Annotated in this window: 18 protein-coding genes and 1 pseudogene; 5 read left to right on the top strand and 14 right to left on the bottom strand. The window is 32.5% G+C overall.

The features are described from left to right. Window positions 1-97: 97 nt before the first annotated feature. Complete coding sequence (locus tag AC5W2J_RS14385) at window positions 98-829, bottom strand: MerR family transcriptional regulator (RefSeq protein WP_496060152.1); 732 nt, start codon at window positions 827-829, stop codon at window positions 98-100. Between the two features lie 613 nt (window positions 830-1,442). Beyond that, the gene (locus AC5W2J_RS14380) at window positions 1,443-2,651 is read right to left on the bottom strand and encodes a hypothetical protein (protein ID WP_496060151.1); all 1,209 of its coding nucleotides are present in this window, start codon (window positions 2,649-2,651) and stop codon (window positions 1,443-1,445) included. A gap of 197 nt (window positions 2,652-2,848) precedes the next feature. Between AC5W2J_RS14380 and AC5W2J_RS14375 the strand changes: the two are divergent. After that, a pseudogene (locus AC5W2J_RS14375) lies at window positions 2,849-3,226 on the top strand (tyrosine-type recombinase/integrase); the annotation flags it as partial. A gap of 92 nt (window positions 3,227-3,318) precedes the next feature. On the opposite strand, the gene AC5W2J_RS14370 reads toward AC5W2J_RS14375, so the two are convergent. From AC5W2J_RS14370 to AC5W2J_RS14360, 3 genes are all read right to left on the bottom strand, one after another. Beyond that, complete coding sequence (locus tag AC5W2J_RS14370; RefSeq protein WP_496060150.1) at window positions 3,319-4,800, bottom strand: UvrD-helicase domain-containing protein; 1,482 nt, start codon at window positions 4,798-4,800, stop codon at window positions 3,319-3,321. Continuing rightward, a complete protein-coding gene (locus AC5W2J_RS14365; RefSeq protein ID WP_496060149.1) occupies window positions 4,793-6,574 on the bottom strand; it encodes an ATP-dependent nuclease in 1,782 nt (593 codons plus the stop codon). The genes AC5W2J_RS14370 and AC5W2J_RS14365 overlap by 8 nt, the downstream gene beginning before the upstream one ends. Before the next feature lie 461 nt (window positions 6,575-7,035). Continuing rightward, entirely contained in the window at window positions 7,036-9,216 is a 2,181-nt protein-coding gene (locus tag AC5W2J_RS14360) for a P-loop NTPase fold protein (RefSeq protein ID WP_496060148.1), read from the bottom strand. A gap of 163 nt (window positions 9,217-9,379) precedes the next feature. On the opposite strand from AC5W2J_RS14360, the gene AC5W2J_RS14355 reads away from it, so the two are divergent. Then, window positions 9,380-10,123 (top strand): hypothetical protein, encoded by a 744-nt coding sequence (locus tag AC5W2J_RS14355; RefSeq protein WP_496060147.1) that lies wholly within the window; start codon window positions 9,380-9,382, stop codon window positions 10,121-10,123. A 15-nt stretch (window positions 10,124-10,138) separates the two neighbouring features. On the opposite strand, the gene AC5W2J_RS14350 is transcribed toward AC5W2J_RS14355, so the two are convergent. The 9 genes from AC5W2J_RS14350 to AC5W2J_RS14310 all read right to left on the bottom strand — a co-directional run bounded on the left by AC5W2J_RS14350 (window position 10,139) and on the right by AC5W2J_RS14310 (window position 17,534). Then, window positions 10,139-11,107, bottom strand: a complete 969-nt coding sequence (locus AC5W2J_RS14350) for a ComEC/Rec2 family competence protein (protein WP_496060146.1) — start codon at window positions 11,105-11,107, stop codon at window positions 10,139-10,141. A gap of 55 nt (window positions 11,108-11,162) precedes the next feature. Next, complete coding sequence (locus AC5W2J_RS14345) at window positions 11,163-11,426, bottom strand: DUF3006 domain-containing protein (protein WP_496060145.1); 264 nt, start codon at window positions 11,424-11,426, stop codon at window positions 11,163-11,165. 3 nt (window positions 11,427-11,429) lie between these two features. Further along, window positions 11,430-12,692: a helix-hairpin-helix domain-containing protein gene (locus AC5W2J_RS14340; protein ID WP_496060144.1), complete on the bottom strand. Its 1,263-nt coding sequence runs from the start codon at window positions 12,690-12,692 to the stop codon at window positions 11,430-11,432. A 284-nt stretch (window positions 12,693-12,976) separates the two neighbouring features. Then, window positions 12,977-13,324: a hypothetical protein gene (locus tag AC5W2J_RS14335; RefSeq protein WP_496060143.1), complete on the bottom strand. Its 348-nt coding sequence runs from the start codon at window positions 13,322-13,324 to the stop codon at window positions 12,977-12,979. Between the two features lie 281 nt (window positions 13,325-13,605). Next, complete coding sequence (locus AC5W2J_RS14330; RefSeq protein ID WP_496060142.1) at window positions 13,606-14,154, bottom strand: hypothetical protein; 549 nt, start codon at window positions 14,152-14,154, stop codon at window positions 13,606-13,608. Window positions 14,155-14,231: 77 nt separating this feature from the next. Next, window positions 14,232-14,438, bottom strand: coding sequence for a YvrJ family protein (locus AC5W2J_RS14325; protein WP_496060141.1), 207 nt, complete (start codon window positions 14,436-14,438; stop codon window positions 14,232-14,234). Window positions 14,439-14,498: 60 nt separating this feature from the next. Continuing rightward, entirely contained in the window at window positions 14,499-14,720 is a 222-nt protein-coding gene (locus AC5W2J_RS14320; protein WP_120193929.1) for a DUF2922 domain-containing protein, read from the bottom strand. A 27-nt stretch (window positions 14,721-14,747) separates the two neighbouring features. Then, window positions 14,748-14,996, bottom strand: a complete 249-nt coding sequence (locus AC5W2J_RS14315; RefSeq protein WP_496060140.1) for a hypothetical protein — start codon at window positions 14,994-14,996, stop codon at window positions 14,748-14,750. Between the two features lie 246 nt (window positions 14,997-15,242). After that, the gene (locus tag AC5W2J_RS14310) at window positions 15,243-17,534 is read right to left on the bottom strand and encodes a protein kinase domain-containing protein (RefSeq protein ID WP_496060139.1); all 2,292 of its coding nucleotides are present in this window, start codon (window positions 17,532-17,534) and stop codon (window positions 15,243-15,245) included. A gap of 157 nt (window positions 17,535-17,691) precedes the next feature. Between AC5W2J_RS14310 and AC5W2J_RS14305 the strand changes: the two genes are divergently transcribed. The 3 genes from AC5W2J_RS14305 to AC5W2J_RS14295 all read left to right on the top strand — a co-directional run bounded on the left by AC5W2J_RS14305 (window position 17,692) and on the right by AC5W2J_RS14295 (window position 23,359). Beyond that, the gene (locus AC5W2J_RS14305) at window positions 17,692-20,445 is read left to right on the top strand and encodes a type I restriction endonuclease subunit R (protein WP_496060138.1); all 2,754 of its coding nucleotides are present in this window, start codon (window positions 17,692-17,694) and stop codon (window positions 20,443-20,445) included. Window positions 20,446-20,647: 202 nt separating this feature from the next. Then, the gene (locus AC5W2J_RS14300; protein ID WP_496060137.1) at window positions 20,648-22,192 is read left to right on the top strand and encodes a type I restriction-modification system subunit M; all 1,545 of its coding nucleotides are present in this window, start codon (window positions 20,648-20,650) and stop codon (window positions 22,190-22,192) included. A 3-nt stretch (window positions 22,193-22,195) separates the two neighbouring features. After that, window positions 22,196-23,359, top strand: coding sequence for a restriction endonuclease subunit S (locus AC5W2J_RS14295; RefSeq protein ID WP_496060136.1), 1,164 nt, complete (start codon window positions 22,196-22,198; stop codon window positions 23,357-23,359). The last annotated feature ends 96 nt before the right edge of the window (window positions 23,360-23,455 follow it).

Raw genomic sequence — 23,455 nt, 5'->3', positions numbered from 1 at the left:
TAAAGCTCCCAAAATCATATTTGGGGACTTTTTAGTTTAATATTATGAATACATAAAAAAGCATCCGATGAATTCTCAACATCAAACTTTAACAAAGTTATTTATTTAACAACACCTCAAACGCTTCGGTAAGAAAACGGACCATGTGCTCCGGCAGTAAGGACGTATATGGCTGCATTCGTTCGTGTAACTCTTCGTTCGCTTCCTCGTCCTCGGTCATCCACTCTTTTAAATAGCTGTTCCGCATCAACTCATCCAACTGCTCCTGCACGTGATCGTCATCAGGGGAATAACCATGGATGACGGCCTGATTAATAACTGTCAGTAACTGTAGCGAAAGCCTGTCTAATTCTTTTTGCTTTGATTTATCTGTTGGGAAGATTTTATCGACAACCGCTTTCGGGTAATACTCCTTGAATATATCTCGTTGCACGTCTTCAAAAAGCATGGAATTCATAAGCAGCATCAGGATCTCCGCATCCAGCTCTTCCTTTCGTTCGCTGTCTTTTACAGATTTAATCCGTTCAATCATTTCCAGCGATGCCTCAATATTGTCCTTTTTTCTTACTAATACTTTTTCCTGCACATCAATCATTTTTTCAAAAGAATAATCCGGCTCCTCAAACCGATCTTTAATTTCTTTTAAGGACAGCCCCAGGCTTTGCAGCAGCCTGATATTATGGAATATTTTAAACTCTGTAGTCGTATACACGTTTTGCCCCTTCTCATTTTTTTCGGTCGGCACTAAGATACCCAGCTGCCGATAGTGCCTTAACGTCCGTACCGTCGTATCAGCGATTTGTGCAAACCTGCTTATGGTTAATTCCATGGTTTATTTATCCCCAATCTATACTGAAAATGTAGTTTTATTATAACAGCAGTCGGAATGGAACGACCCCGTTGGCAGAGCTGAATCCAGTCAAAAAACGCCCCTTATGTTCAATGAACACAAGAGACGTTCTTATTGTCAAACCCATCTTCCCTGCGCTAAAGAGCAACGTTATTACTGGGGGAACATCTTCATCGATCGAACCGTCGAAATCGAAATGCGTTAAAAAAATTTAAATATCTCGTCGAAGAAGCTTAAATAGAAACATTAAATACCGAATATTCACTAAGAAAATTTTCAACAGGTAAAGTCGAGGAGAGCACTACAAAAAAAGCTTTAGAAATATTGTACACTGCTTTAAAATCCGAAAATAAAGGTCATCAATTCAAGGCTGCAACTTAATTTCTACGATATGAAAAGTAATAAATCAAAAGGTAAAAAATTCAACACCATTACGATCTCAACTTTTGAAGCTTCTTTTTTTCTTTTCTTTACTATTTGATTGTTACACAATGCCGGTTGGGCCAGCACAATGGCCAAAATACCACTTTCTTACTTCAACGTCATACTTTAGCTGAGTGGAGGTCAGGTATCGAAATTAAAAGCTAAAATATTAATTAGAAACCTTATTTAAGGACTCAACTTTGCCATCTATCAATTCAATAATCATTGTTCTTGGAGGGATTAGAATCGTATTCTTTAATTCTTCTTTCGGTGTTATTTCCTCTAAAAAATTTAACATTTCTTCCATTTTACTTTTTTGACCAGAAATGTGTCCTAGAGTCCTAAGCTTCGCCTCGAAAAATCCAGAGTAGTCTTTACCCTCTTTAATAACCTTATTTGCTATACTTGCATTTTCTTGGATGAGCTCATTAATTTTAGTGAGGTTTGAAGCCACTACATTTTCAGGTTCTCCACTTAATTCGCAGAATTTAATATAAACCATCAAATTTCTAAAATGTTGAGTTTGATATTGTTGTACCTTTTCAAACTCTTTTGCAATACTTGTTAGAGCATTAACCTGTTTTTCAGTTTTCCAAAAGACAGAACCTTTAAGCTTTTCTATATCATATGAAAAAGTGTTCGTCATTTTAATTAAGGCTCGAACTGACTGCAATGACTGTACATAGATCTGTTCTAACTCGTTTTGTATTTTTTCTGGTATAGTATTGGTCTCCTGATAAAATGAACTAACACGTTGATAATAATCTAAAGCCCCTTCTGCTAAAGCATAATGTTTATCCAACTCAATCGCTTTTAAAGATTCTAAACCAATTTTAATTGTAGTTAATTCTTCTCGAATTTCTTGAAGGTGTTCTTGTGAAACAGCAACTGTTAGAGCATTTGTTGCTATTCCCTTTAAGTTCTTATACTTACTTAAATTACCATGACCCACTATTTTCCCTTTATGATCTTTAACAATTGTTCTTTTGGCCCCTTGTATTTGGTTTGAATCCATTAAATTGTATTTTCCGTTTTTTAATCCTTCAAGAATCTCGGGAGCAAATTTTATTTCAAACAATTGTTTTCCAGTAGCTTTTTTGAGTACGTGCGGTTTTGATTCTCTTATAATATCTTGTACTGTTTGTTTTAATCTTGAGTTTAATAAAATTTCATTACTAATTGTAGCAGGTATTGATTTAATTTCTTTTAGTTCCCAAGGTGTGATCTGTTCAATGGATTGATGGTCTTCATGTGTTTCTTTTATGGGAGAATCTAATCCTCTTTTTTGTATCTCTTTTTTACTAGTTTTCGCACGAGATATCCAAAAGATAGCTGTGGATACAAATAGAAACAGAATAACCATTAATAATATATCCAAAAAATTCACCTCTTTAAAATTAAAATGAATAAAAATTTTTACAAATCTTCCCATATTATTCTAGTCTAATATAATTTTCAGATATTTAGTAGTTGAATTTATCATGTTTTTTATTTTTAAAATTAAAATGGCACTTCCAAATATATATGGGATTAGATCCATCTACTTGGAAAAAGAAATTCACATCTAAAGAAGGGATGAGTGAGTTTAAGAAACATTTAACTTACCAGAAAGAGATAAAAATGGCTTAGGGAAATCAATACAATGATTTTGGATTTATCTTTGCAAAAGAGATCAATAACCCTGGTTATCCAGATTTTATAAAGACGGTTGAAAATCGAATGAAACGTTTATTGAAATTAAGTAGTATTAAAAAAAAGGTAACACCTCACTCTTTCAGGCATACACATACATCTCTTCTAATTGAGGCAGGCGTCGGGACAAAGGAAATCCAGCAAAGATTGGGTCATGGAGATATTAATACTACCATGAACATTTATGCACATATAACAAAGAATATGGAACAAAAAGCATCACAAAAATTCAGTGAACTTATGAAAGGGGCGCTGGATTAAAATTCAACCGCTGTTTAAAATGGATTTTATTATAAAAAACTGCCCCATAGACTTAACTTAATTTTAGAAATAGTAAATGGGGCTAAAATTAATTAAATAATCCTAATTAGTCTATTTAGAGATTCTAACTGTAATTCTTTCTGTATTTCGTTCAGGTAACTAATATAGTTGTCATTAAGCATAACTACTAGCTTATCTTTTCCCCTTGTAGTTGCAACATAATGTTCGTTAAAGTCTTTGCCCTGGTTTAATTTAAAATCTGCTGCAAATATAAATACTTGTTGGAATTCTAATCCTTTCGATGAGTGCAATGTCATAACCTTATTCATGCTTTCTTGGCCATTATACGCAATATCATATTCATCTGTTAAGATAACACTGAAAAAAGGACCAAGTTCTTCTTCTGCAAAGTTTAATTGAAGCAATTCCGATAATTTTTCAAGTATAATAATAACCTTTTCTTTATCCATATCAATGTTTTTTAACACTTTTATAGTATTATCCAACTCACTAATCTCGCTAGAACTTAAATCAAGTCCTAAGCTATTAACTAAATGATAAACGGAATACCTTTTATTTTTGACATATCTAGCTAGCTCAATTAATATAGAAGAATTTTTGGTATTATTGTCTAGAGGTGTTCGAGGAATATAAGTAAAATTATGTCCTTCTTCGTTAAGAGAATTAGCTATTTGTTCTGCAAAACCTCTTTTCCAAGTTAATATAACTAATTCTTTTTCAGGATTAATGATGTTATCTTTATATAGTTCTTCTAATGAATATTCATTTCTCACACCAATAACATCTTCTACCTCCCCACCCTCCATATTAAAGTGGTCTTGAGTCTCTAAAAAGAATGAATTGGAATAATTTTGGATGTCAAAGCAACACCTGAAATTTTCAGTTAATTCATAGATATTAAACCCGCTATCAGTTTGTAACAAACCTTTAAAATTTTGAGGCTCAGCTCCACGCCAAACGTATATAGACTGCTTAGGGTCTCCAACGATAAAAAGTTTTATGTTTAAATCGTCCTTAATAAACATAAAAAAATTGTGCATATCAGTATCACTATCCTGATACTCATCAATAAATATCCTACTGTACTTGGCCTGTAAATATTGCCTACAGGCTTTTGATTCAACTAGAATTTTCTTTGCTAAATGGAACTTGAAGTTTCTTTTTTTATTATAATAGGTACCTAGTATACTTTCTCTTTCTAAAACTTCAAGTCCATCATAAAATGTGCTAAACTTCGTCTTAAAATATTCGGTTTCGAACTCCTGAGAAAAGCTTTCTCCAAAAGCATCCTTTATAAAAGGTCTAATAATTTCTTTTTCAATAAAGCCATCGTTAGTACCGAAAAAATTTCCTTTTCCAGCCTTCCCAGCACGTTCTTTTAATTCATTTGCTGCTTTATTAGTAAAAGTTATTGCAGCAATTTTATAATGAGTTCTATCATTCTTAACTTCTGATTTAAGTTTATTAATTAATAGAGTTGTTTTGCCTGAACCTGCTCCAGCACTCACCACGATATTTTGTGAATCGTGATAAATTCTTTCTCTTTCAGTCATTCATCACCATCCCCCTTAAACACTCAAATTCATCGCTATAGAATATACTCTCACATAAACCGTGATCAAGTTCATTAATAAACTCAGCCATATTATAAAGCTTACTATCCTGCAGATATGTAACAATATCATAATCAAATTGTTGACCTATCACGTTACTTAGATCATTTTCTAAATCAATCTCAGAAAGGTAAATCATATGTTCTTTAAACCTATAAACCTTATCCTTTTCTCTTTTGAAAAGTCTTTTTTTTTCATCATTTAGTATTTTATTTTTTTCTTTTTTAGAAGCTTTGGTGGGAATATCAATAATCATATTATCCATTTTAGGATTCTCCAATAGACTTAAACATCTATTGATACCCAAAAGCTCATATTCATTTTCTGATCCTTTTCTTTTTTTTAAATCATTATCTGTCTTAATTAATACAGTTATTCCTAATTCCTCTAAGGTTTCTACATATTTAGAAAAATAAATACCACCTACCTCTAATAAGAGGCTGCCATGTAATTCGTATTCGGGATACATTTCATCCAAAATTCTTTCAAAGAATACTCTCTCGGAAGGCCCTTCTACTAAGAGAACTTTACTAGAAAACAAGGCTGAAGATAGGTCCTTGTTTAACTTTCTTTTAACGTTCTTATAACGATCTTCAACGTTGTATAAGAATGAATCACAAATAATTCTATCCTCTGAGTAAATTCTTATTAATCTAGTATTATCCATTTCATATAATAGCTCCGGAGAATGTGTAGACATAAAGAAATATTCATATGTGTCTTTTATGAATAGTTGTTTTGATAATGCTATTTGCATAGACCGGTGCAAACTATTTTCTGGCTCTTCAATTAGATTTATTACGATTTTATCCTCGTGTTCTTTTTTAGTAACATAGTTTAATATAGAATATGAGAGCAGCTTCTTCCTGCCATCTCCAGAAGTGGGATAATAATTGTCATCTCCATTACGCTTTATGTATGGAATGAGATCAGAGTAAAAACCTTTAATTGCCATCTCTGATTTCAGTTCTATTGACACTTCTTCGTCTCTAAATGTTTTGTATTCATCTGTTATACTACTTTGAAATTTTTTTATAGTGGTCATATCACCTATTTTTTTATTAACTTCATTTGTTAACCCTTTAATTTCATCTATCAACTGTTTGTCATTTTCATTTTCTTCGGATCTATCAAAGAGTGCCCTTTTGTTTTTATTAAACAGGTTATTTAAATCAAGTAGTGGATTAACATAGACCACTTTGAATATATTGTCTAACGTGTACGATATACCACGGGAAGGCACTTCTATTAAATTATCTTCATTAGTTCCCCAATATAACAGCGGTTCACCATATCCTTCACTTTCATTATAATCGGATATAATCCTTATATAGAATTCATCTGAATCATCTGAAGTCCTTGCATCTTTAACCCCAGCTACAAGTTTTTTTGTATCAGTACTTTCCTCAAAATCCGATAAATTTAATTTCACTGTAATCTTTATTTGTTTACTTGTATCATTTTGGTAGAAATCACTATCCATAAATCCATTTCTTCTTAATTGTTTATCAAATAAGAACCTTATTGCATACAAAAAATTTGTTTTCCCAACATCATTCATCCCAAAAACTACATTTTTGTTACTTAAACAGATTTTGGAACAATAAAAGTTTCTGAAATTCTTAATATGAAGCTCTTCAAATATCAGAATAATCCCTCCTGAATTTAATATAGGATAATTATACCATCTATAGATATTCCTCTCATCATTCAATTCTGATATTCCAAGAAGATATAAATCCTATTAAAAAAAGCTTCCCTAAAGCTCAAGGAACTTTAAGGAAACTTTTTAAGATTTAACGTGATTTCAGAAAAATCCAGTCAATATTCAGTTATAAGGTTTCAAATCCTTGTGTATCAAAGGGTCTTAGGACAGCTTACATCATGCCGCCCATACTTCTTGATAAAAGAAAGAAGTTCATTGTTTTGTATTATGGTTCATTTAAGTTGATATATCAGTTGTTAGAGTAGTTCACTAGTTTATTCTAGTGAACGCTTTTTTATGCTATTTCATTTAACTGTGTGAGCAAAATGTGAGCATATTCTTATTTAAACAGCACATCAGTTTGAGACTGAGATTATACACAAATTTAAAATGGAATGTCTTACTTTATAAAAAAATAAAGATCACTACATTATAAATTCTTATAATAACTATTAATGATATTTCAAAAATTATTCTATTAGAGACTCAATATGGTCTTTAAGTTCTTTTTTATAGTTTCGACTTGATAAAAACAAAAATCTTAAAGATTCCTTTTCATATTTCTTCTTAATATTACTTATCTCAGTATCATGAAAATCAATAAAAGCTTCAGGAATCAAAACTACTAAGTAATTAGTACGGCCAGTTTGATTATTATACTCGAGAATAGTCTCAAGAAATTTATTAACTATATTTTTCTTTTCTATTTGCTTATAATCTCTATAGAATTTCACTTCGAAAATAATACTTGGTTTTTTTTCATCAGTATTTGATTCCATTATCATATCAAATATAAACTTATTAAATTCTACTTCCTTAAGAACTTGATATTTCAAATCGTCAGCTAAGGATTTAATTTCTGTGTATATTCCTTCTATTATAAATTTTTCACATAAATACTTAATATCTTTCGAGTACTTATTGATTAAATTAAATTCGTCTTTCGTAGAATCTCCGTGGACCACCTTATTTCGAAACTCTGTAATTTTTTTTATTTTTTCATTCTCTTCATTGCTTAATAAGTGACTTATTTTCCCTTCTTTTAATATAGAGTTTATCTTTATATGTCTTTGATTTTTTTCTGTTGAAGATGTATGACGTATCCATTTTTCTAAAGTAATAAAGTTTTTTAAAAAAGAAGATGTTCCAGTTTCCCAATAAGTTTCAACTGAATTATTTTTGATAGTTGCTCTTTTACTCCATTCGTAGTGTGTTACATCATCAATCATTGTACTTTTTAATAAATTTTTATTTTCTAACTCCTCTAAAAATTTATGTGTTATTGATTCAAGCATTGGAAAGTATCTATCGGGATGATCAGTATGATAATCCTCTTCTACATTATGAATTTGATCACTACTAAATATATCATTTTTTCTAGTTTTCATTCTATGCACCCAAATGTGCAATTGAGTTATTAAAAAATCCATAATAGCCTCATTATAGTTTTTACTAATAAATTCCTCATCTATAAATTTATCAATAGTTTTCAAAATCAGGGCATCAGTCTTGTACTCTTCTTTCGATTCATTAAGAAGATATATATTTGTCTTTTCTTCTTCCCACTTCATATCTTGTCTAATTAAATTATAAAATTTTCTTGGTATTCTATTTGAATTTAATACTTTTGAGCTTACATAATTATCAATTAAAGTATTCTTTTTTATTGTTTCAATATCTGAAATATCTACAAATAACTTATTAAATTCACTCTTTGTCAGCAAGGAAACGTGAAACGTTTTTGAAAAAACATTATTTATTAAAGCATCATCTATCACATGAGATTTCTCAAATTTATAAAATAAACTTTGCCCAGAAACGAAAATAAAATCAGCAAAACCCGAGAGCATTAACGGTTTTAATTCTCCTACTATTAACTCTATATCTTCTAAACTTTCTATTTTATCCAATTCGTCTATAATGAATATAGGCTTTAGTTTGTCTTCATTCATACTTTTTAAAATTTCTAAAAGAGCATGCTCTGATATTTCATCATCATATAAACTTTTCACAATCAATTCTTTAGTATGTGAATTTATATTTTCATTTGTTTTTCTTATTTTCAATCCTTCAATACTCATCCATACGGCAGCAACGGTTACAATAATTGCATTTATACTCAGAAGGTTTAAATTTAAAATTCCAATTATCCCTAGACCAAATGCTGATAGAAACCTTTTTATATTAAATTCTTTATTAATGCTTTTAGTTTCTTTTTTCATAATACTATTCAAGTAAGTATTTTCTACATTATTGAAAGTTTGAATATGTAGTAACTCTAAATCTTTAAAAAATGGGTATGCCTTCTTAGTATCATCTTGTAAGTTTTTTAAAGCAAAAAATAAACTTCTTATTAATTTTCTTAATATATATGAGTGCTGTTCATACTTAGGAATATTAACTTCAATAAAAAGCGGATAAATAACATTGTTTTCATTTTTCTGGTTACGCTTTAGATTCGTTTCTAATTGCTTTATAAAAGACGTTTTTCCGACACCTCGATAACCAGAAATTAAAATATTATTGAAGTTAGTATACTTAATTTCTTTTTCAAGTTCATATAATGCTTTTTCATATTTTTTTAAAATAAAAGATGCTTTGTCTTTGCTAGCAAAGACAGTGATTTTATCACTATTAATATTAATTCTCATTAGGACTCCTTTCTTACATCAGCGTAACATTGAATTAATTAAGTATTTTCTTCAAAAAAATTGAATTTTTCATTTTTTTGAAGAAATTAAGTTATACTAATAAAATTTTCTGATGAGGAATTTAAAATAATGTTTTGAGTATTCTAAAAAATAGGGTGATTAAATGTCAAATAGCTTTTTAAATTTATTTAGTGCTTATGAATTACAAGCTCGAATTTTTCCAGCCTTAATTACTTTGGTACCTTTAGGAATATCAATATTAATATGGTTTCCAAATCTCTTAAGTTTAGAATCTAGTTTTATAACTATATTTGTTTTTATAATAGTTTTATTTTTTTTAGCAAAACTAGCAAGAGAAAAAGGAAAAGATATTCAGAAAGAAGTTTTCTCTGAAGAACTTCCCTCTATAACTTATTTAAGACACGAAGATTCTTCTATTAACCCTATTACTAAAGCTAGATACCACAAATTTCTTAATAAAAATATTGAAGGCTTGAAACTCCCTCTTACTGCAGAGGAGGAAAATGAAAATCCTAATAATACTAAAGATAAATATCAATCTGCGATAGATTGGCTTTTAGAATATACCAGAAATCAAAAAAGCTTTCCATTGTTGTTTAGCGACAATATAAACTATGGTTTTAGTAGAAATATTGTTGGTATAAAAACCATAGGTATAGTATTGACTAGTATATCAATCATCATCAATATATTTGTCATATTTAATCAAGAGTTCTCAATTTTTAACACCCCATTAAAAGCTATTATATCTTTAATGATTAGTTTTTTCTTTTTGTATTTATGGATTTGTTTTGTGAAGATAGATTGGGTTAAAAGCGCTGCTAAAGCATATGCTAGAACTTTACTTTCTAATTGTGAAGATATTAATGATGAGGGTTCTAATTAGAACTCTCATCATTATTTATTGCAGAGGGTATAATTTGTCATCTTCGTTATGATTGTCTTGCACATACATAGTTAGATCACCTTCATATGAGATTTCAGCTACTATGTTTCCCCTAAACCTTGTAGAAAGTACCTTTTCTTGCGTATACGCATTATATTTATTCGTAGCATCTTGAGATGGTTTTTTACCAACAGAACAAACAGTCCATGTAGGTTCCATTAAAGATACAGCTTTTTGGCTATAACCTGAGTTTCTTCCATGATGAGATGCTTTTAATATTGAAACGCCTTCAAGCGATTTTTTGTCTCCTTCTGATAATTCGTCCCAAATCTCAGCATCAGCATCGCCTCCTAAAATTATTTTATGTCCTTTATATTCAATTAAAAGTATATAGGAAAGTAAGTTCCAATTAGATTTTTCATTAGCTTTATCTATTATTTCTTTTGTAGGTGATAAGATTTTTATATTATCTTCTATAAAATGTTCTCTTTGTTCACCTTTTAAAACATTTAATATAGTAGTGTCTGTGTTGCCTTTTCTAATTTCTTGATATTTTTCCCAATCTTTATAATCAAATCTACTAGGCATACCAGCTCTTTCAATAGTTTTATTGTTCTTAGTGTCCCAAAAATTAATTAAATTAAAATTTTTATCTATAAGATTATAAATTCCACTCATATGATCCATATCAGGATGAGTTAAAATAAATCTAAATATAGAAGTAATGTTCGTTTTGCTTTCAATATATTCAACCGGATCAACTGGAAGTGTAAATTCGCTTACTCTCTTCTCAATATACTCATTTAATTCTCTACGTTCTACTAAACTCCTATAATCTAATTGGGCTTCATTTACTAACTCTTTAGCCGTTTCTTCATCAATATATTTTGAATTGTTTATATCAATTATTGCAGCTCTTCCGTTTGGAAACTCTATTAATGTACAATCCCCATGACCCACATTTAGAAAATGAATTCTTAACATTTTAATATCCCCTTTATTATAGATTTGAAGTCATATTTCTTTGCAATTAATATATCTATTGTTTGAATTTGCTTTGTTTCTTAAGTTTAATTCTTTCAAATTGATTATTTATTTTTTTTTGTTTATCTATTGTTTTTGAATTATCTTTTTTTAAATTATTCACTTCATCATCTAATAAATTGATTATCAGCCACTCGCCATTATTAGTATTTTTGGGTAACATATTTTTATGAACTACATATTCCTTACCAATTTCTTCAGTCAATATAACCGCGTACTTATCATCTTCAATCCGGTCCAATACCCCTTTTACTTCCATCACTTACCCTCCTATACACGCGAGTCCTTCTGCTTTTATCTCATCCACCCGAGCGGGACCTATTCCATTAATACGTTCCATATCATCTATAGAACTAAAAGGTCGTAGTTCTTCTATTTGTTCTGCACGTTCTACTCCTATTTGATTAATACTCTGCAGCTGCTCACTCGAGGCAGCGTTAATATCGATACACTCTCCCTGGGCTTCCTCTTCTGCATTCTCATTAGAACTATTTCTTGAATGTTCAGACTCATTATCAGATGACATACTATCTTTAGAAGTACGTTCTTCCTCTTTCATGGTCTGAATACCATACGACTCTCCATCACTCGTAACGATAATCGTCCCGTCTACACTAGTACCGTATACCTCCGTGCCCCGCTCTTCTAATGCTTCAAGTACCGAATCATGCGGATGACCGTACTGGTTATCTTCTCCGGCTGAATAAATGGCTACTGTAGGATCGACTTCATCGATAAAAACCGATGAACTGGACGTATCTGACCCATGATGACCGAGTTGCAAAATATCTGTTTCTAATGTGTATCCGCGGCTTACAATCTGTGCTTCTGTCGCTTCTTCTACATCCCCTGTAAGCATCACAGAAAAATTATCTCCATATTGAAAACGAGCGGCTAGAGAGTTATTGTTCTCGTCGCTATCCAGGTTTTCCGGATTAATCATTTCTATCTGCAGCGGCCCTACTTCGTATATGTCTCCCGCTCGTGATTCCTCGTACCCTACATCATGATAATCAATAGCATCGATGACACGTTCGAAGGTTTGGGACGTTTGAATTTCGCCGGACATAAATACTTCATCTACCGAGAAATCTTCGATAATCCTGTCAGCCTGGCCAATATGATCGGCGTGCGGATGACTGAGCATCATCACGTCTATGTTTTCAATTCCTTCCGTGTTCAAATAATGGACTACATCGTCTTGGTTCCAATCACCCGCATCAAAAAGGACAGCATAGTCTTCGTCACCTTCACTGTATTCAAATAACGTAGCATCTGCTTGTCCAGCATCAATAAAGTGCACTTTAATATCCTCTATAGGCTCTGTTTCTTCGTTTATCTGATCTTCATTTATTGGCTCTTCTTGTGCCATTTCTACTGACTGAGTTGCCTCTTCAGACGAGCTGGCTTCCGCTTCTCTAATCCCATTATGAGTTTCCTCACTATCAACTGCTTGTTCACTACTACAACCTGCTGCAACTAATAAAAAACTACCAAGTAACATAGATATGTACTTCATTTCCATACTAAATACCCCCTTCTTTAGTTTATCATTTTAACTGGGAGTGAAGGAGGTAAATATCACAAAATTGTATATTGTAATCTTGTTTACTATTAATACTAATTGATAGCACTATATTCCAGCCTTGACACTGGGACCCTGCCCCCTTTGGAATCCCTAAACCTCGAAGCAACTTGCTTCCTTTTCTGCTCCTTCGTCGCTGTATGTTACCAAAGGGGGCTCCCCTAGTATAAAGGCACGCTTCGCTTGGAATAGTATACATAGAACCGTTATTAATTATAAATTTCTTAACTATGTATAGTAACTTTATCTTGGATAATACGATTTGAATTAGATGAGTTTGAATCAGTAAGAGTGGTTAATGCTTTTCGAAGGATTGCTACGTCCTGAGAAGTTAAAGGCTGCATATGGCATACTTTATTGCGGATAGATGTAGTATGGCGGATCACTTTCTTTTCTTTTTGGGATAGCTGCAGGAAGTTATAATCCAGCGTTAAGGTGATGAGCTGCCAGTAAGATGGTTGGTTGGAAGTAAGAAGATCTGGGAGTAAAGAAAGTAGATGGTTTCGAAGGGTTATTTCAAGTTCGTAGAGTTGTGAATAGGCTTCTAGTAATGTTGCTTTATGCTGTTCCATAGCTCAGCTCCTTTACTATAGATTGTAATGAACTAAGACTTAACTATCAACTACTTTATTCCATAATTAACAATTTTATAGTGATTAAATGTATAATGAGTAATATTATAGTTTGTTACGTTTATGCCGTAGTCTTTTGGTGATGAAGAGTCCCTCAAATATACTCAATGAAGTAGGCCCTCCAGGGCAAAAAGAACCTGGAGGGATCGCTTCAGGGAGATTGAGGGACGCAAGGTTCGGCACCAAAAGGAAACGGAATAAAATATTAAAATTCAATACATTTAATTATGAAATTCTTTGTGTTTTTTTTCTAAAAAGGGAAGCATTTTTTCAAAAAATTTAATCACCTCTTGAACGTTCACTTTTCCACCTATAGTATAACCGTCTTCATCTATTGTGCTTGAAGTAGCATCCGAGATATTACCATTGCGCTCAGTTAGAAAATCATTTTGTTTGCGACCCTTACCTTTGAAATATTCAATTTCATGTTCTCTCATATTCCTTATATCTTTTATATATGGAAATTTAGTGTCTATATTATCCACCCATTTTTGATAATCTTCATCATGATCAATTGCTTCCATCATCCAGTCTCTTGCTTTACTCATAGAAATCTTAAAAAAATATTCGATTATTCTTTGTTCATTTCTTGATTCATTCATTTCGTCGAAAATAAGTGGTGATATTTTCTCTCCATTTTTCATTTGTTCAAAAAAAACATCTTGCTTTTTAACACTTTCAATAAGACGTTCTCCTTCTTTTAAAACAGTTTTCGTCCAAATATATGAATCCCTAGCGCTCATATATTTCATATCATTTTCTTCGCACATAATTATCCCTCCATTTTTATTTCGATTTCACCATAAATTCCCTTTAAAATTAAAAACTCCTTTATTTAAAGGAGTTTTTAAGAATACTTCGATTCACTTTGTACTATATCCATCAGTTGATTTACTTGCTCTTGAGTCACTTCATTTTGTTTAGCGATTACTAGGGTTAGGCCGGATATAGATTTTTGAAAGTCTTTCACGATAGGTTCAAGCCGTATGAGTAAATAGGAAGCAACTGCTATAGGAAAGCCAACATTCGATATAAGTGTGATAAATTCGTCCATGATCCTTCTCCTTTCTTGTCTATGTATAAAGGCAGCCAATCCCCTGGCTGCCTTGTTTGTTTATTGAATAGTAATATCTTCTACAGCTCGAGTAACGACGCGGGCACCGATTTTTTGATTAATAAAGTAAGCATTTCCGCTAAAGACTGGATTAGCGAGCATCGTATCCATCGCAGCATTTACTTCTTCGGAGGTGATATCAGCTCGTGGGTTAGCTATACGGATCGTTACTATTTTATCAAGCGAGTTCTTGAATCGTAATTCCAGGTTACTTGTGGACATATTAAGCTGCTCCTTTCATTTGTATTTTTAGTTAACGGACGGAGGCACAACAACTGTAGTAGAACGCAATTCACTATTTTCAACAAACATAAATTTAGTTGATGGCCATGCGCATAGAGAAGCTACCGTAGTTGCCATTAAATGAACAGTCTCTACTTCTGCATCTGTTCTGCATTCATAGTTTGCTCTCTTAGTAGCGCCTTCTCCATCCGTACCACCATTTTCATCAAAGTACTCAATTACTAGGTTTGATTTTACCAACTCTTTATTAATCATTTACCTTCCTCCTTTTCTACATTTTATTTTCTTTTTCGTTAGTATAAAAATAAGGAAAATCAGGGCCGGTGAATTGCCCCTATCTCTATAAGAACGAAAAAAAGCCGAGGGTTCCCCCACCGGCTATCTTTATTATAGTATGCTCTATGCACTGACACAATAACATTTAGAAAATATTACCATTAGTTATAAATAGCTGAAACAGTATAATGTTTAATGTGAACAAGAAAGCTTTTTACATTATTATTAATTGTATTTTTTACTTTCTTCTCTAATCATTTCACGCATCGTTTTCGGTTCTAATCCTTCTGGTAAGTAGTCGGGTACACCCGCTCTTCCACCACTAACTAAATGATCATGCCAACCTTTTAATGTTAATTTATAAATATCCATAAATATATGCTCATCATATTTAGCATGAGATCCAATTATATTCGTATAAGGAGCAAATATCTCTCCTCTAAACGGATACCATTTTATATCATCAGTACTCTCTACTAGCTTCACTTCTCCATCTTGATTTACAACTAAGCGGTTTGCTGTAGTTTCATCTGCTTCATACATAACTTTAATTAATTCTTCTAAAGAGAATATATGGCTCGGTGGTTTAACTCTTTTTATTCTAGCTGTTATATGCACATCATTTATTATTTCGTTGTTTGAGACAAAAGAAAGAAGATAACGATATATTAATTCCTCAATTCTTTTTGCATCTTTAGCATTCTTAAATAAATAATAGGGATAAATATTAATATCTCTTTTTATAAATTTTTCAAGAGACGATATAGACGACCCATTAGATTTTTGAACTAACTTCAACTCATTGTTTAAATAAAATTCTATTTCATCCATAGGAAAAAAGTCGATATCAAAATAGTAATTTAAAGCCTCGTTTTCTGCAGTGCAAGAAGTAATTTCACAATTTAGAGGATATGTTTTTAAATCATCAAAAAGTTTTCCTTTTTCTTTATCAAACTTTTTTAAATACCTTACTCTCTCTATTTCTTGCTTTTTTTTCTTTTCTATTTCTTTTTGATCTTGCACCTTTTTATATTCGTCTGCGTTTTTTAACATCCAATCCTTAGCTTCGATTAATTTGATAATGAAATTCCTAAAATTGCTCGGCCCCTCATACTTTGTTTGGAGAGCACTGTAAGCTGCAGATATATTATTGTAATCAGAAATTTTAGGAAAGATGATATAATTTCCTTTTATTCCGAGTGTGATTTCTCTTTTTTCTTCAGAAAGTGGTTTACCTTCATAATTTCCATAGTATAGATATTTAGGGTCTAAAAAATCCCCAGAAGGTAAGTCGATGACCTCTTCAGAATAAACTAATTCATTATCTGGATATTGATAAATACCACTTAAATTAATGTTTTCAACTTCTAAATAAAAATAATTCCATTGAGAATCATCGAACCTTTCTAAATATAAAGCTTTTGGCTTTAATAAAGTTATTGTGCCATCTAAATCTAATTCTAGGAACTTATCACGAAAAGAAACATTGCAATCAATAAGGTCTGCTCCTCCACCTCCCGGAAGAAAAGTATGATTTAGTAATTTCATAGTACTTACTTTTTTTAAAACGTCAGCAATCTCATTTGAATCTCTCCATGTTAAACTACTAGCTTTTGAAGCAGAAATTTCCCTTAATAAAAACTCCCATTCAGATTGCGAAGCTAATTCTAGGTTGTTTTGGATTTGCGCCCACTCGCAGTATTTATCAAAAAATTCTTTAGCATTAGGTCTTTCTGCAGGTGAATTAGCAGTCGCTTTGTGAAGTAGATCATGTAGCATCGACCAGTAAACATTAGTTTGTTCAAATTTTTCTAATGAGATTTCTTCATCATTGAAGGTATAGTTGCCATCAAAACCTTGCCATTTTTCAGTTATTAAAATCCAAATAGTTTTTGATAAAGAATAAACATCTGCCTTGTATTGATCGGCATTTGTAGGGTCTCTTCTCATTTCTGGTGCAATAGTAGTCCACGGGCCAAGTTTTTCTTTAGGACCGGTTAATCCTAAATCTTCAATATTAGTAGCCAAACCAAAGTCTCCAAAACAATATTCACCTTTATAGAAGTATAAATTTTCAGGCTTTATGTCTCTATGAGCAATATTTTGGTTGTGTAAGTTCATCAACGTTTCTGCTATTTTTTTTAAAGCTGAGATTTTAATATGTATATCCTGTCCCGCTAATTGCTTATTAATAGTAGTAGCTATAGGCATCACGTAAAATGGAAGGTTATTTTTATTTAGACTATCTGGTATATAACTCTCAACAATATTTAGCACTCCAGGAGTTTCATTTTTAATACTTTTCATGATTTTTATTTCTTGTAAAAACCGTTTGATCTTTTTTGCTTTAATTCCTGAAGGTTTGGATCCATTTTTCGGAAAAATATTATTATTCAATGTTTTCAATGCATACTTAGAACCCTCTTTATCTTTAACGCGATAAACAATTCCATTACCTCCAGAACCAAGCTCGCCTTCAACAATATATTCAGTATTTTCAGTCTTAAATTGTTGCATACGTATCCCTCCTTTAATACAATCACAAGTTTGAAAATTAAATTAATTGCTATTTTTCCGTATTATAACAAATTATAGTTTAATTTAGTTCATAAGATTCGTTACAATGGACCTAACAGTCAATAAATACTAGATTTTTTAGATGAAGGAGAATTTTATGGGTTATCAATCAGAAGCCGAATTAGAGAAAAACATGCTACAACAGCTTCAGACTCAAGGATACGAGGGTGTGAAAATTTCAAGCTATGAGGAACTAGTAGCTAACTTTCGTGCTCAATTGAATCGGTTTAATGAGAAAAAACTCGAAGGCACTCCCCTAACAGATGGAGAACTTGGACGTCTTTTAACACAAATTGATAATAAAAGTGTATTTGAGTCTGCAAGGTTATTACGGGATAAGCAACTTATCGAGCGTGATGACGGTTCACAGTTGTACATAGAACTATTTAATAAACAGGAATGGTGTAAAAATCTTTTTCAAGTAACTCATCAAACGACAGTAACGAGTCGCTATACTAATCGATATGATGTAACAGTTTTGATCAATGGTCTCCCTCTCATTCAAATAGAACTTAAGCGCCGGGGTCTGGACTTTAAAGAAGCATTCAACCAAATCCAACGATACCGCAAAGATTCTTTTAAAGGCCTCTATCGTTATATCCAGTGTTTTATTATTAGTAACGGTGTAGACACAAAATACTTTGCTAATGGAGACAGTGAGCTTTTATATAGCCATACGTTCTACTGGTCCGATGCAGATAATACGATTATTACCAATTTAGAATCATTCACTAAAGCATTCCTAGAAAAGTGCCAGGCAGCAAAGATGATTGCCCGATACATGGTTCTGAATGAAACTGATAAAAACTTAATGATTATGAGGCCGTATCAAGTATACGCTGTTGAAGCGCTAGTGCATCGAGCCCTAGAGACTAGAAACAATGGTTTTATATGGCACACAACCGGCTCTGGAAAAACCCTTACTTCTTTTAAGGCTAGTCAAATTCTCGCTAATGAACCAGCTATTGATAAAGTTTTCTTTTTAGTGGACCGGCAAGACCTGGACAGCCAGACCATACAGGAATTCAATAAATTTAAAAAAGATGCCGTAGATACTACAGATAAGACCGATGTTCTTGTGAAACAAATACAGGACCCAACGACCTCTTTTATTGTTACCACCATTCAAAAGATGGCAAATGCGGTAAAAAATGATCGCTATGCTTCTATCATGGAACCGTATCGAGATAAGCGTGTGATCTTCATTATTGATGAGTGCCACCGCAGTCAATTTGGCCAGATGCATACCAATATTGCTCGGCATTTTCAGCAAGCTCAATACTTTGGCTTTACAGGCACCCCACGTTTTGAAGTGAACAAAAGCCAGGATGACCGCACTACGGCTGATTTATTTGATAAGTGCTTACATACTTATTTGATTAAAGAAGCAATACGAGACGGGAACGTACTAGGTTTCTCAGTCGAGTATATTCGAACGTTTAATTCGAAAATCGATGAGGGAGATCAAACTAAAGTGCCCGGGATCGATACCGACGAAGTATGGCATCATCCGAATCGTCTGAACTTAGTTGTCGATCATATTTTGGAAAACCATCCTCGACGGGTCAAAAATAAGGGGTTTACGTCCATTTTCACTGTAGATTCTATCCCTACCTTGATTCAATATTATGATCTGTTTCAGCAAAAAGATCACAACCTGAATATTGCAGCAATCTTCTCCTACGCTGCTAACGAAGAAAGTGAAGGCCGAACAGAATCTTCTCGCGATGCATTGGAACGAATGATTCAGGATTACAATAAACTATACGGAAGTGACTTCTCGACGGACACGTATCCACAATATTTTAGTGATGTATCCAGACGCAGCAAAGCCGCTCAGATCGATATCCTATTAGTAGTTCGCATGTTTTTAACCGGATTTGATAGTCGGCCGTTAAACACCCTTTATGTAGATCGTATGCTTAAACACCATGACCTTTTACAAGCTTACAGCCGTACTAATCGCGTTCAGACTAGTACCAAGCCTTATGGAAATGTGATCTGCTATCGTAATTTAAAAGAAGAAACCGATGAAGCAATACAGATCTTTTCGCAAACTGATAGTATTGATGAAGTTCTTATGAAAAGCTATGAGGAGTATTTGAAACATTTCTTAGCCGCTCAAGAGCGCGTTAGAGAGCTAGCCCCTACTCCGGAGGGTGTAGATCTACTGGAACGAGAAGAAGACCAAAAAGCCTTTGTATTGGCCTTTAAACAAATGAGTAAAATGCTCCTACGTCTACAGAACTTCTCTGACTTTGCTTTTACCGAAGATGAGTTAGGAATACAAGAACAAACCTATGAAGATTACAAAAGTAAATATTTTAAGATCGTAGATCGCACTAGGGAACCTGGAGAAAAAGTATCCATTTTAGAAGACGTCGATTTTGAACTGGAACTTATGCATACCGATCGTATTAATGTAAGCTATATTATGAATTTGATCCGTCAACTGGATCTAAATAATAAAAAAACACGAGACCGAGACATAAACTTTATTCAACAAGAAGTAGAGCGGGCTTCGGACCCACAGCTTCGTTTAAAAATTGATTTAATTCAAGGTTTTTTAAAGAAAGTTGTGCCAGAGCTCAGTCCTCAAGATTCGGTAGATGACGCATATAATCAATATGAGAAGCAGGTTCGAGAGGAAGAAATTCAAGACTTTTCTCAAGCAGAGGGATTAGAAGACCATAAAATCAAATCGTATATTGCTAAGTACGAGTTTACTAACCTCATCGATCAAAAAAGGCTTATGGATGATTTTTCCGGAGCGGGAGGATTTCTTCAGAAGAAAAATAAAGTAGAAAAAGTAAAAACATTTATTATGAATATGACAAAAAAGTACGCATAATAGAATAAAAACTGTTTCTTCACTTAATTAGATTGAAATACAGTGAAGTATTCCACCATTCTTAACTATAAAAAAGAACATTCATTCGCTCTTTTTGTTTCGAATAGAAAAAAAAGGGCGTATACTATATGAGAGTTCCCATAAGAAATAAGGAAATCTAATAACATGAGATAAAACGATATAACAATATGGAGGCAATCGTATGACCCCAACACAGATTCACCAAGCAGAATTACATAAAAAACTTTGGGATATGGCCGACAATCTTCGTGGCCAAATGGAAGCTAGTGAGTTCAAGAATTACATTTTAGGACTTATCTTTTATCGATATCTTTCTGAGAAAGTAGAGTCTCGAGCAAACAAACTACTAGCTGACGATGATATTACTTTTTTTGAAGCTTGGCAACAGTCCACGTATCAGGAAGCTCTAAAAGATTATCTGATTGATGAACTCGGTTTTGTTATAGAACCAGAGTACCTTTTTTCTACTATGGTTCAGGAAATTTCCAAAGGGGAAAATGGTCTTTTTGATGTAGAGATGCTACAAAAAGGAATTAACTTCGTAGAAGAATCTACGCTCGGAACTGATAGCCAGGAAGACTTCCAGCATTTGTTTGACGATATGGACCTTTCTTCTTCTCGCCTTGGTCGAACAGTAGAGTCACGCTCGAAACTAATTGCAAAAATCATTGTTAATATTAATGATATCCCCTTTCTTCATGACGATGTGGAAATAGATGTGTTAGGCGATGCCTATGAGTATATGATTTCTCAATTTGCAGCTTCTGCCGGCAAGAAAGCTGGAGAATTCTATACGCCTCAGCAGGTCTCTCGTATTCTTTCAAAACTAGTCACGGCTGGTAAAACTGAAATCAAAAACGTTTATGATCCTACTTGTGGGTCCGGCTCCCTTCTTCTCCGTGTAGCCAAAGAAGCAAAAGTAGGAAAATTTTATGGTCAGGAAAAAACATCGACAACTTATAACTTAGCTCGAATGAACATGTTATTACATGATGTAGAATATTCTCGTTTTGATATTCGTAACGATGATACGTTAGAAGATCCTCATCACTTGAAAGACCGTTTTGAAGCAGTTGTAGCTAATCCTCCCTATAGTGCCCATTGGAGTAATGATCTTAAATTTTTGGATGATGAACGTTTTAGCGCCTACGGAAAGTTGGCTCCTAAGTCGAAGGCAGACTTTGCATTTGTGCAACACATGATCTATCAGTTGGATGATAATGGAATGATGGCCGTTGTTTTACCCCATGGTGTTCTCTTTCGTGGAGCAGCGGAAGGAAAAATTCGTCAATACTTAATCGAACAGAAAAACTACCTTGATGCTGTAATTGGCTTACCATCTAACATTTTTTATGGAACCTCGATCCCAACTACGGTACTCGTATTTAATAAGTGTCGAAAACAAGATGATACTGTGCTGTTTATTGATGCCTCGAATACATTTGAGAAAGGAAAAAATCAAAACTATCTTACTGATAAGCATGTTGAAACTATTATAACAACTTACCTTCAACGAGAAACTATTGATAAATTTTCGCATACAGCAACTTTAGAAGAGATCAGAAAAAATGAATACAACCTTAATATCTCTAGATATGTAGATACATTTGAAGAAGAAGAATTAGTTGATTTAGAAGCTGTATCAAAAAAAATTAATAAAATTGATGAGGAAATCGCTAAAATTGATGATGAACTCAAGAAATACTTTGAAGAACTGGAGGTATAAAAATTGAATGTTCCTCATCTACGTTTTAAATCCTTTTCAGAATTATGGAATGTATATAAATTAGAAGAAATTAGTGAGATAGTAATGGGGCAATCGCCTAAAGGTTCCTCTTATAATGAAGATGAGAAAGGTAGTCCTTTGATAAATGGACCTACAGAGTTTGGCGATCAATATCCTATCCCTGTTCAATGGACAACTCAACCAACAAAATATTCTTACCCAGGTGATATTTTATTATGTGTCCGAGGAAGTTCTATTGGACGGATGAATATTTCTGATGAAATTTATTGTATAGGACGTGGGGTTGCTGCAATTAGAGCAATGGAAAAATTTTCTGAAGCCAACTATCTAAAATTCCTTTTAGAAAAACAAGTAAAAAAAATATTAATAAATAGTGTGGGATCTACTTTCCCAAATATATCTAGTCACGAATTAAAAAAATCTATAGTAACTATCCCACCTTTAGAAGAGCAATATAAAATAGGTGAATTTTTTTCTCTTATTAATATACGTATAAAAAAACAAAATGAAAAAGTAGAACTTCTAAAAAACAAAAAGAAGGGGTTTTTACAGGAGATATTCAAAATTTATTTAGATAAAGTAAAAGAAACTAATTATAATGTTAAAACTCTTGGATCTCTTACACAAAAAGTCGGACCTCCTAATAAGGAAGATAATACTTTTCCAATTTGTTCTGTTAACAATAAACAAGGATTCGTACTACAAAATGAGCAATTTGACAGTAAAAGGCTAGAAAACCTAGAAAAAACTGCTTATAAGATAGTAAAACCTTACGAAATATCATATAATCCCGCTCGTGTAAATGTTGGGTCCATAGGTGTACAAAAATTTAATGAACCTGTATTAGTAAGCTCTTTATACGTTTGTGTTAAGTGCAAGAATGAAATTTTACCAGAGTATTTCGAACAATTTACTAAAACATCATTATTTAAAAAAGAAGTTTTAATGAATTTAGAGGGAAGTGTTAGACAATATTTGTTTTATGAAAATTTTTCTAGAATAAAAATTCCTCTACCTCCTATTGCTGAACAACAGAGATTCATTAATTTCTTTTCTTTATTGGATAAAAGTATAAAAAAAGAAACAGAAAAGTTAGACCTTTTAATGACTCAAAAAAAAGGTTTTATGCAAAAAATATTTGTATAGAGTTATAAATAAATTATTTCATAGTCATTAGTTCACACTTTCATTCGAAAAAAGCACATCACAAAAAAGAGTAGAGCTCATTCTTTAGCTCTACTC

This window comes from Sinobaca sp. SA16-1 (genome assembly GCF_059510515.1).
The sequence above is the reverse complement of the archived record's forward strand: the minus strand, read 5'-3'. Positions and strand labels throughout refer to the sequence as shown.

Coding starts and splice junctions, on each gene's coding strand:
- AC5W2J_RS14345 (WP_496060145.1), bottom strand. CDS start 11,426: ATGGAAGTAAAAGGGGTATTGGACCGGATTGAAGATGATAAGTACGCG.
- AC5W2J_RS14315 (WP_496060140.1), bottom strand. CDS start 14,996: ATGATTAATAAAGAGTTGGTAAAATCAAACCTAGTAATTGAGTACTTT.
- AC5W2J_RS14340 (WP_496060144.1), bottom strand. CDS start 12,692: ATGGAAATGAAGTACATATCTATGTTACTTGGTAGTTTTTTATTAGTT.
- AC5W2J_RS14300 (WP_496060137.1), top strand. CDS start 20,648: ATGACCCCAACACAGATTCACCAAGCAGAATTACATAAAAAACTTTGG.
- AC5W2J_RS14330 (WP_496060142.1), bottom strand. CDS start 14,154: ATGTGCGAAGAAAATGATATGAAATATATGAGCGCTAGGGATTCATAT.
- AC5W2J_RS14385 (WP_496060152.1), bottom strand. CDS start 829: ATGGAATTAACCATAAGCAGGTTTGCACAAATCGCTGATACGACGGTA.
- AC5W2J_RS14320 (WP_120193929.1), bottom strand. CDS start 14,720: ATGTCCACAAGTAACCTGGAATTACGATTCAAGAACTCGCTTGATAAA.
- AC5W2J_RS14350 (WP_496060146.1), bottom strand. CDS start 11,107: ATGTTAAGAATTCATTTTCTAAATGTGGGTCATGGGGATTGTACATTA.
- AC5W2J_RS14325 (WP_496060141.1), bottom strand. CDS start 14,438: ATGGACGAATTTATCACACTTATATCGAATGTTGGCTTTCCTATAGCA.
- AC5W2J_RS14305 (WP_496060138.1), top strand. CDS start 17,692: ATGGGTTATCAATCAGAAGCCGAATTAGAGAAAAACATGCTACAACAG.
- AC5W2J_RS14335 (WP_496060143.1), bottom strand. CDS start 13,324: ATGGAACAGCATAAAGCAACATTACTAGAAGCCTATTCACAACTCTAC.
- AC5W2J_RS14360 (WP_496060148.1), bottom strand. CDS start 9,216: ATGAGAATTAATATTAATAGTGATAAAATCACTGTCTTTGCTAGCAAA.
- AC5W2J_RS14355 (WP_496060147.1), top strand. CDS start 9,380: ATGTCAAATAGCTTTTTAAATTTATTTAGTGCTTATGAATTACAAGCT.
- AC5W2J_RS14310 (WP_496060139.1), bottom strand. CDS start 17,534: ATGCAACAATTTAAGACTGAAAATACTGAATATATTGTTGAAGGCGAG.
- AC5W2J_RS14370 (WP_496060150.1), bottom strand. CDS start 4,800: ATGACTGAAAGAGAAAGAATTTATCACGATTCACAAAATATCGTGGTG.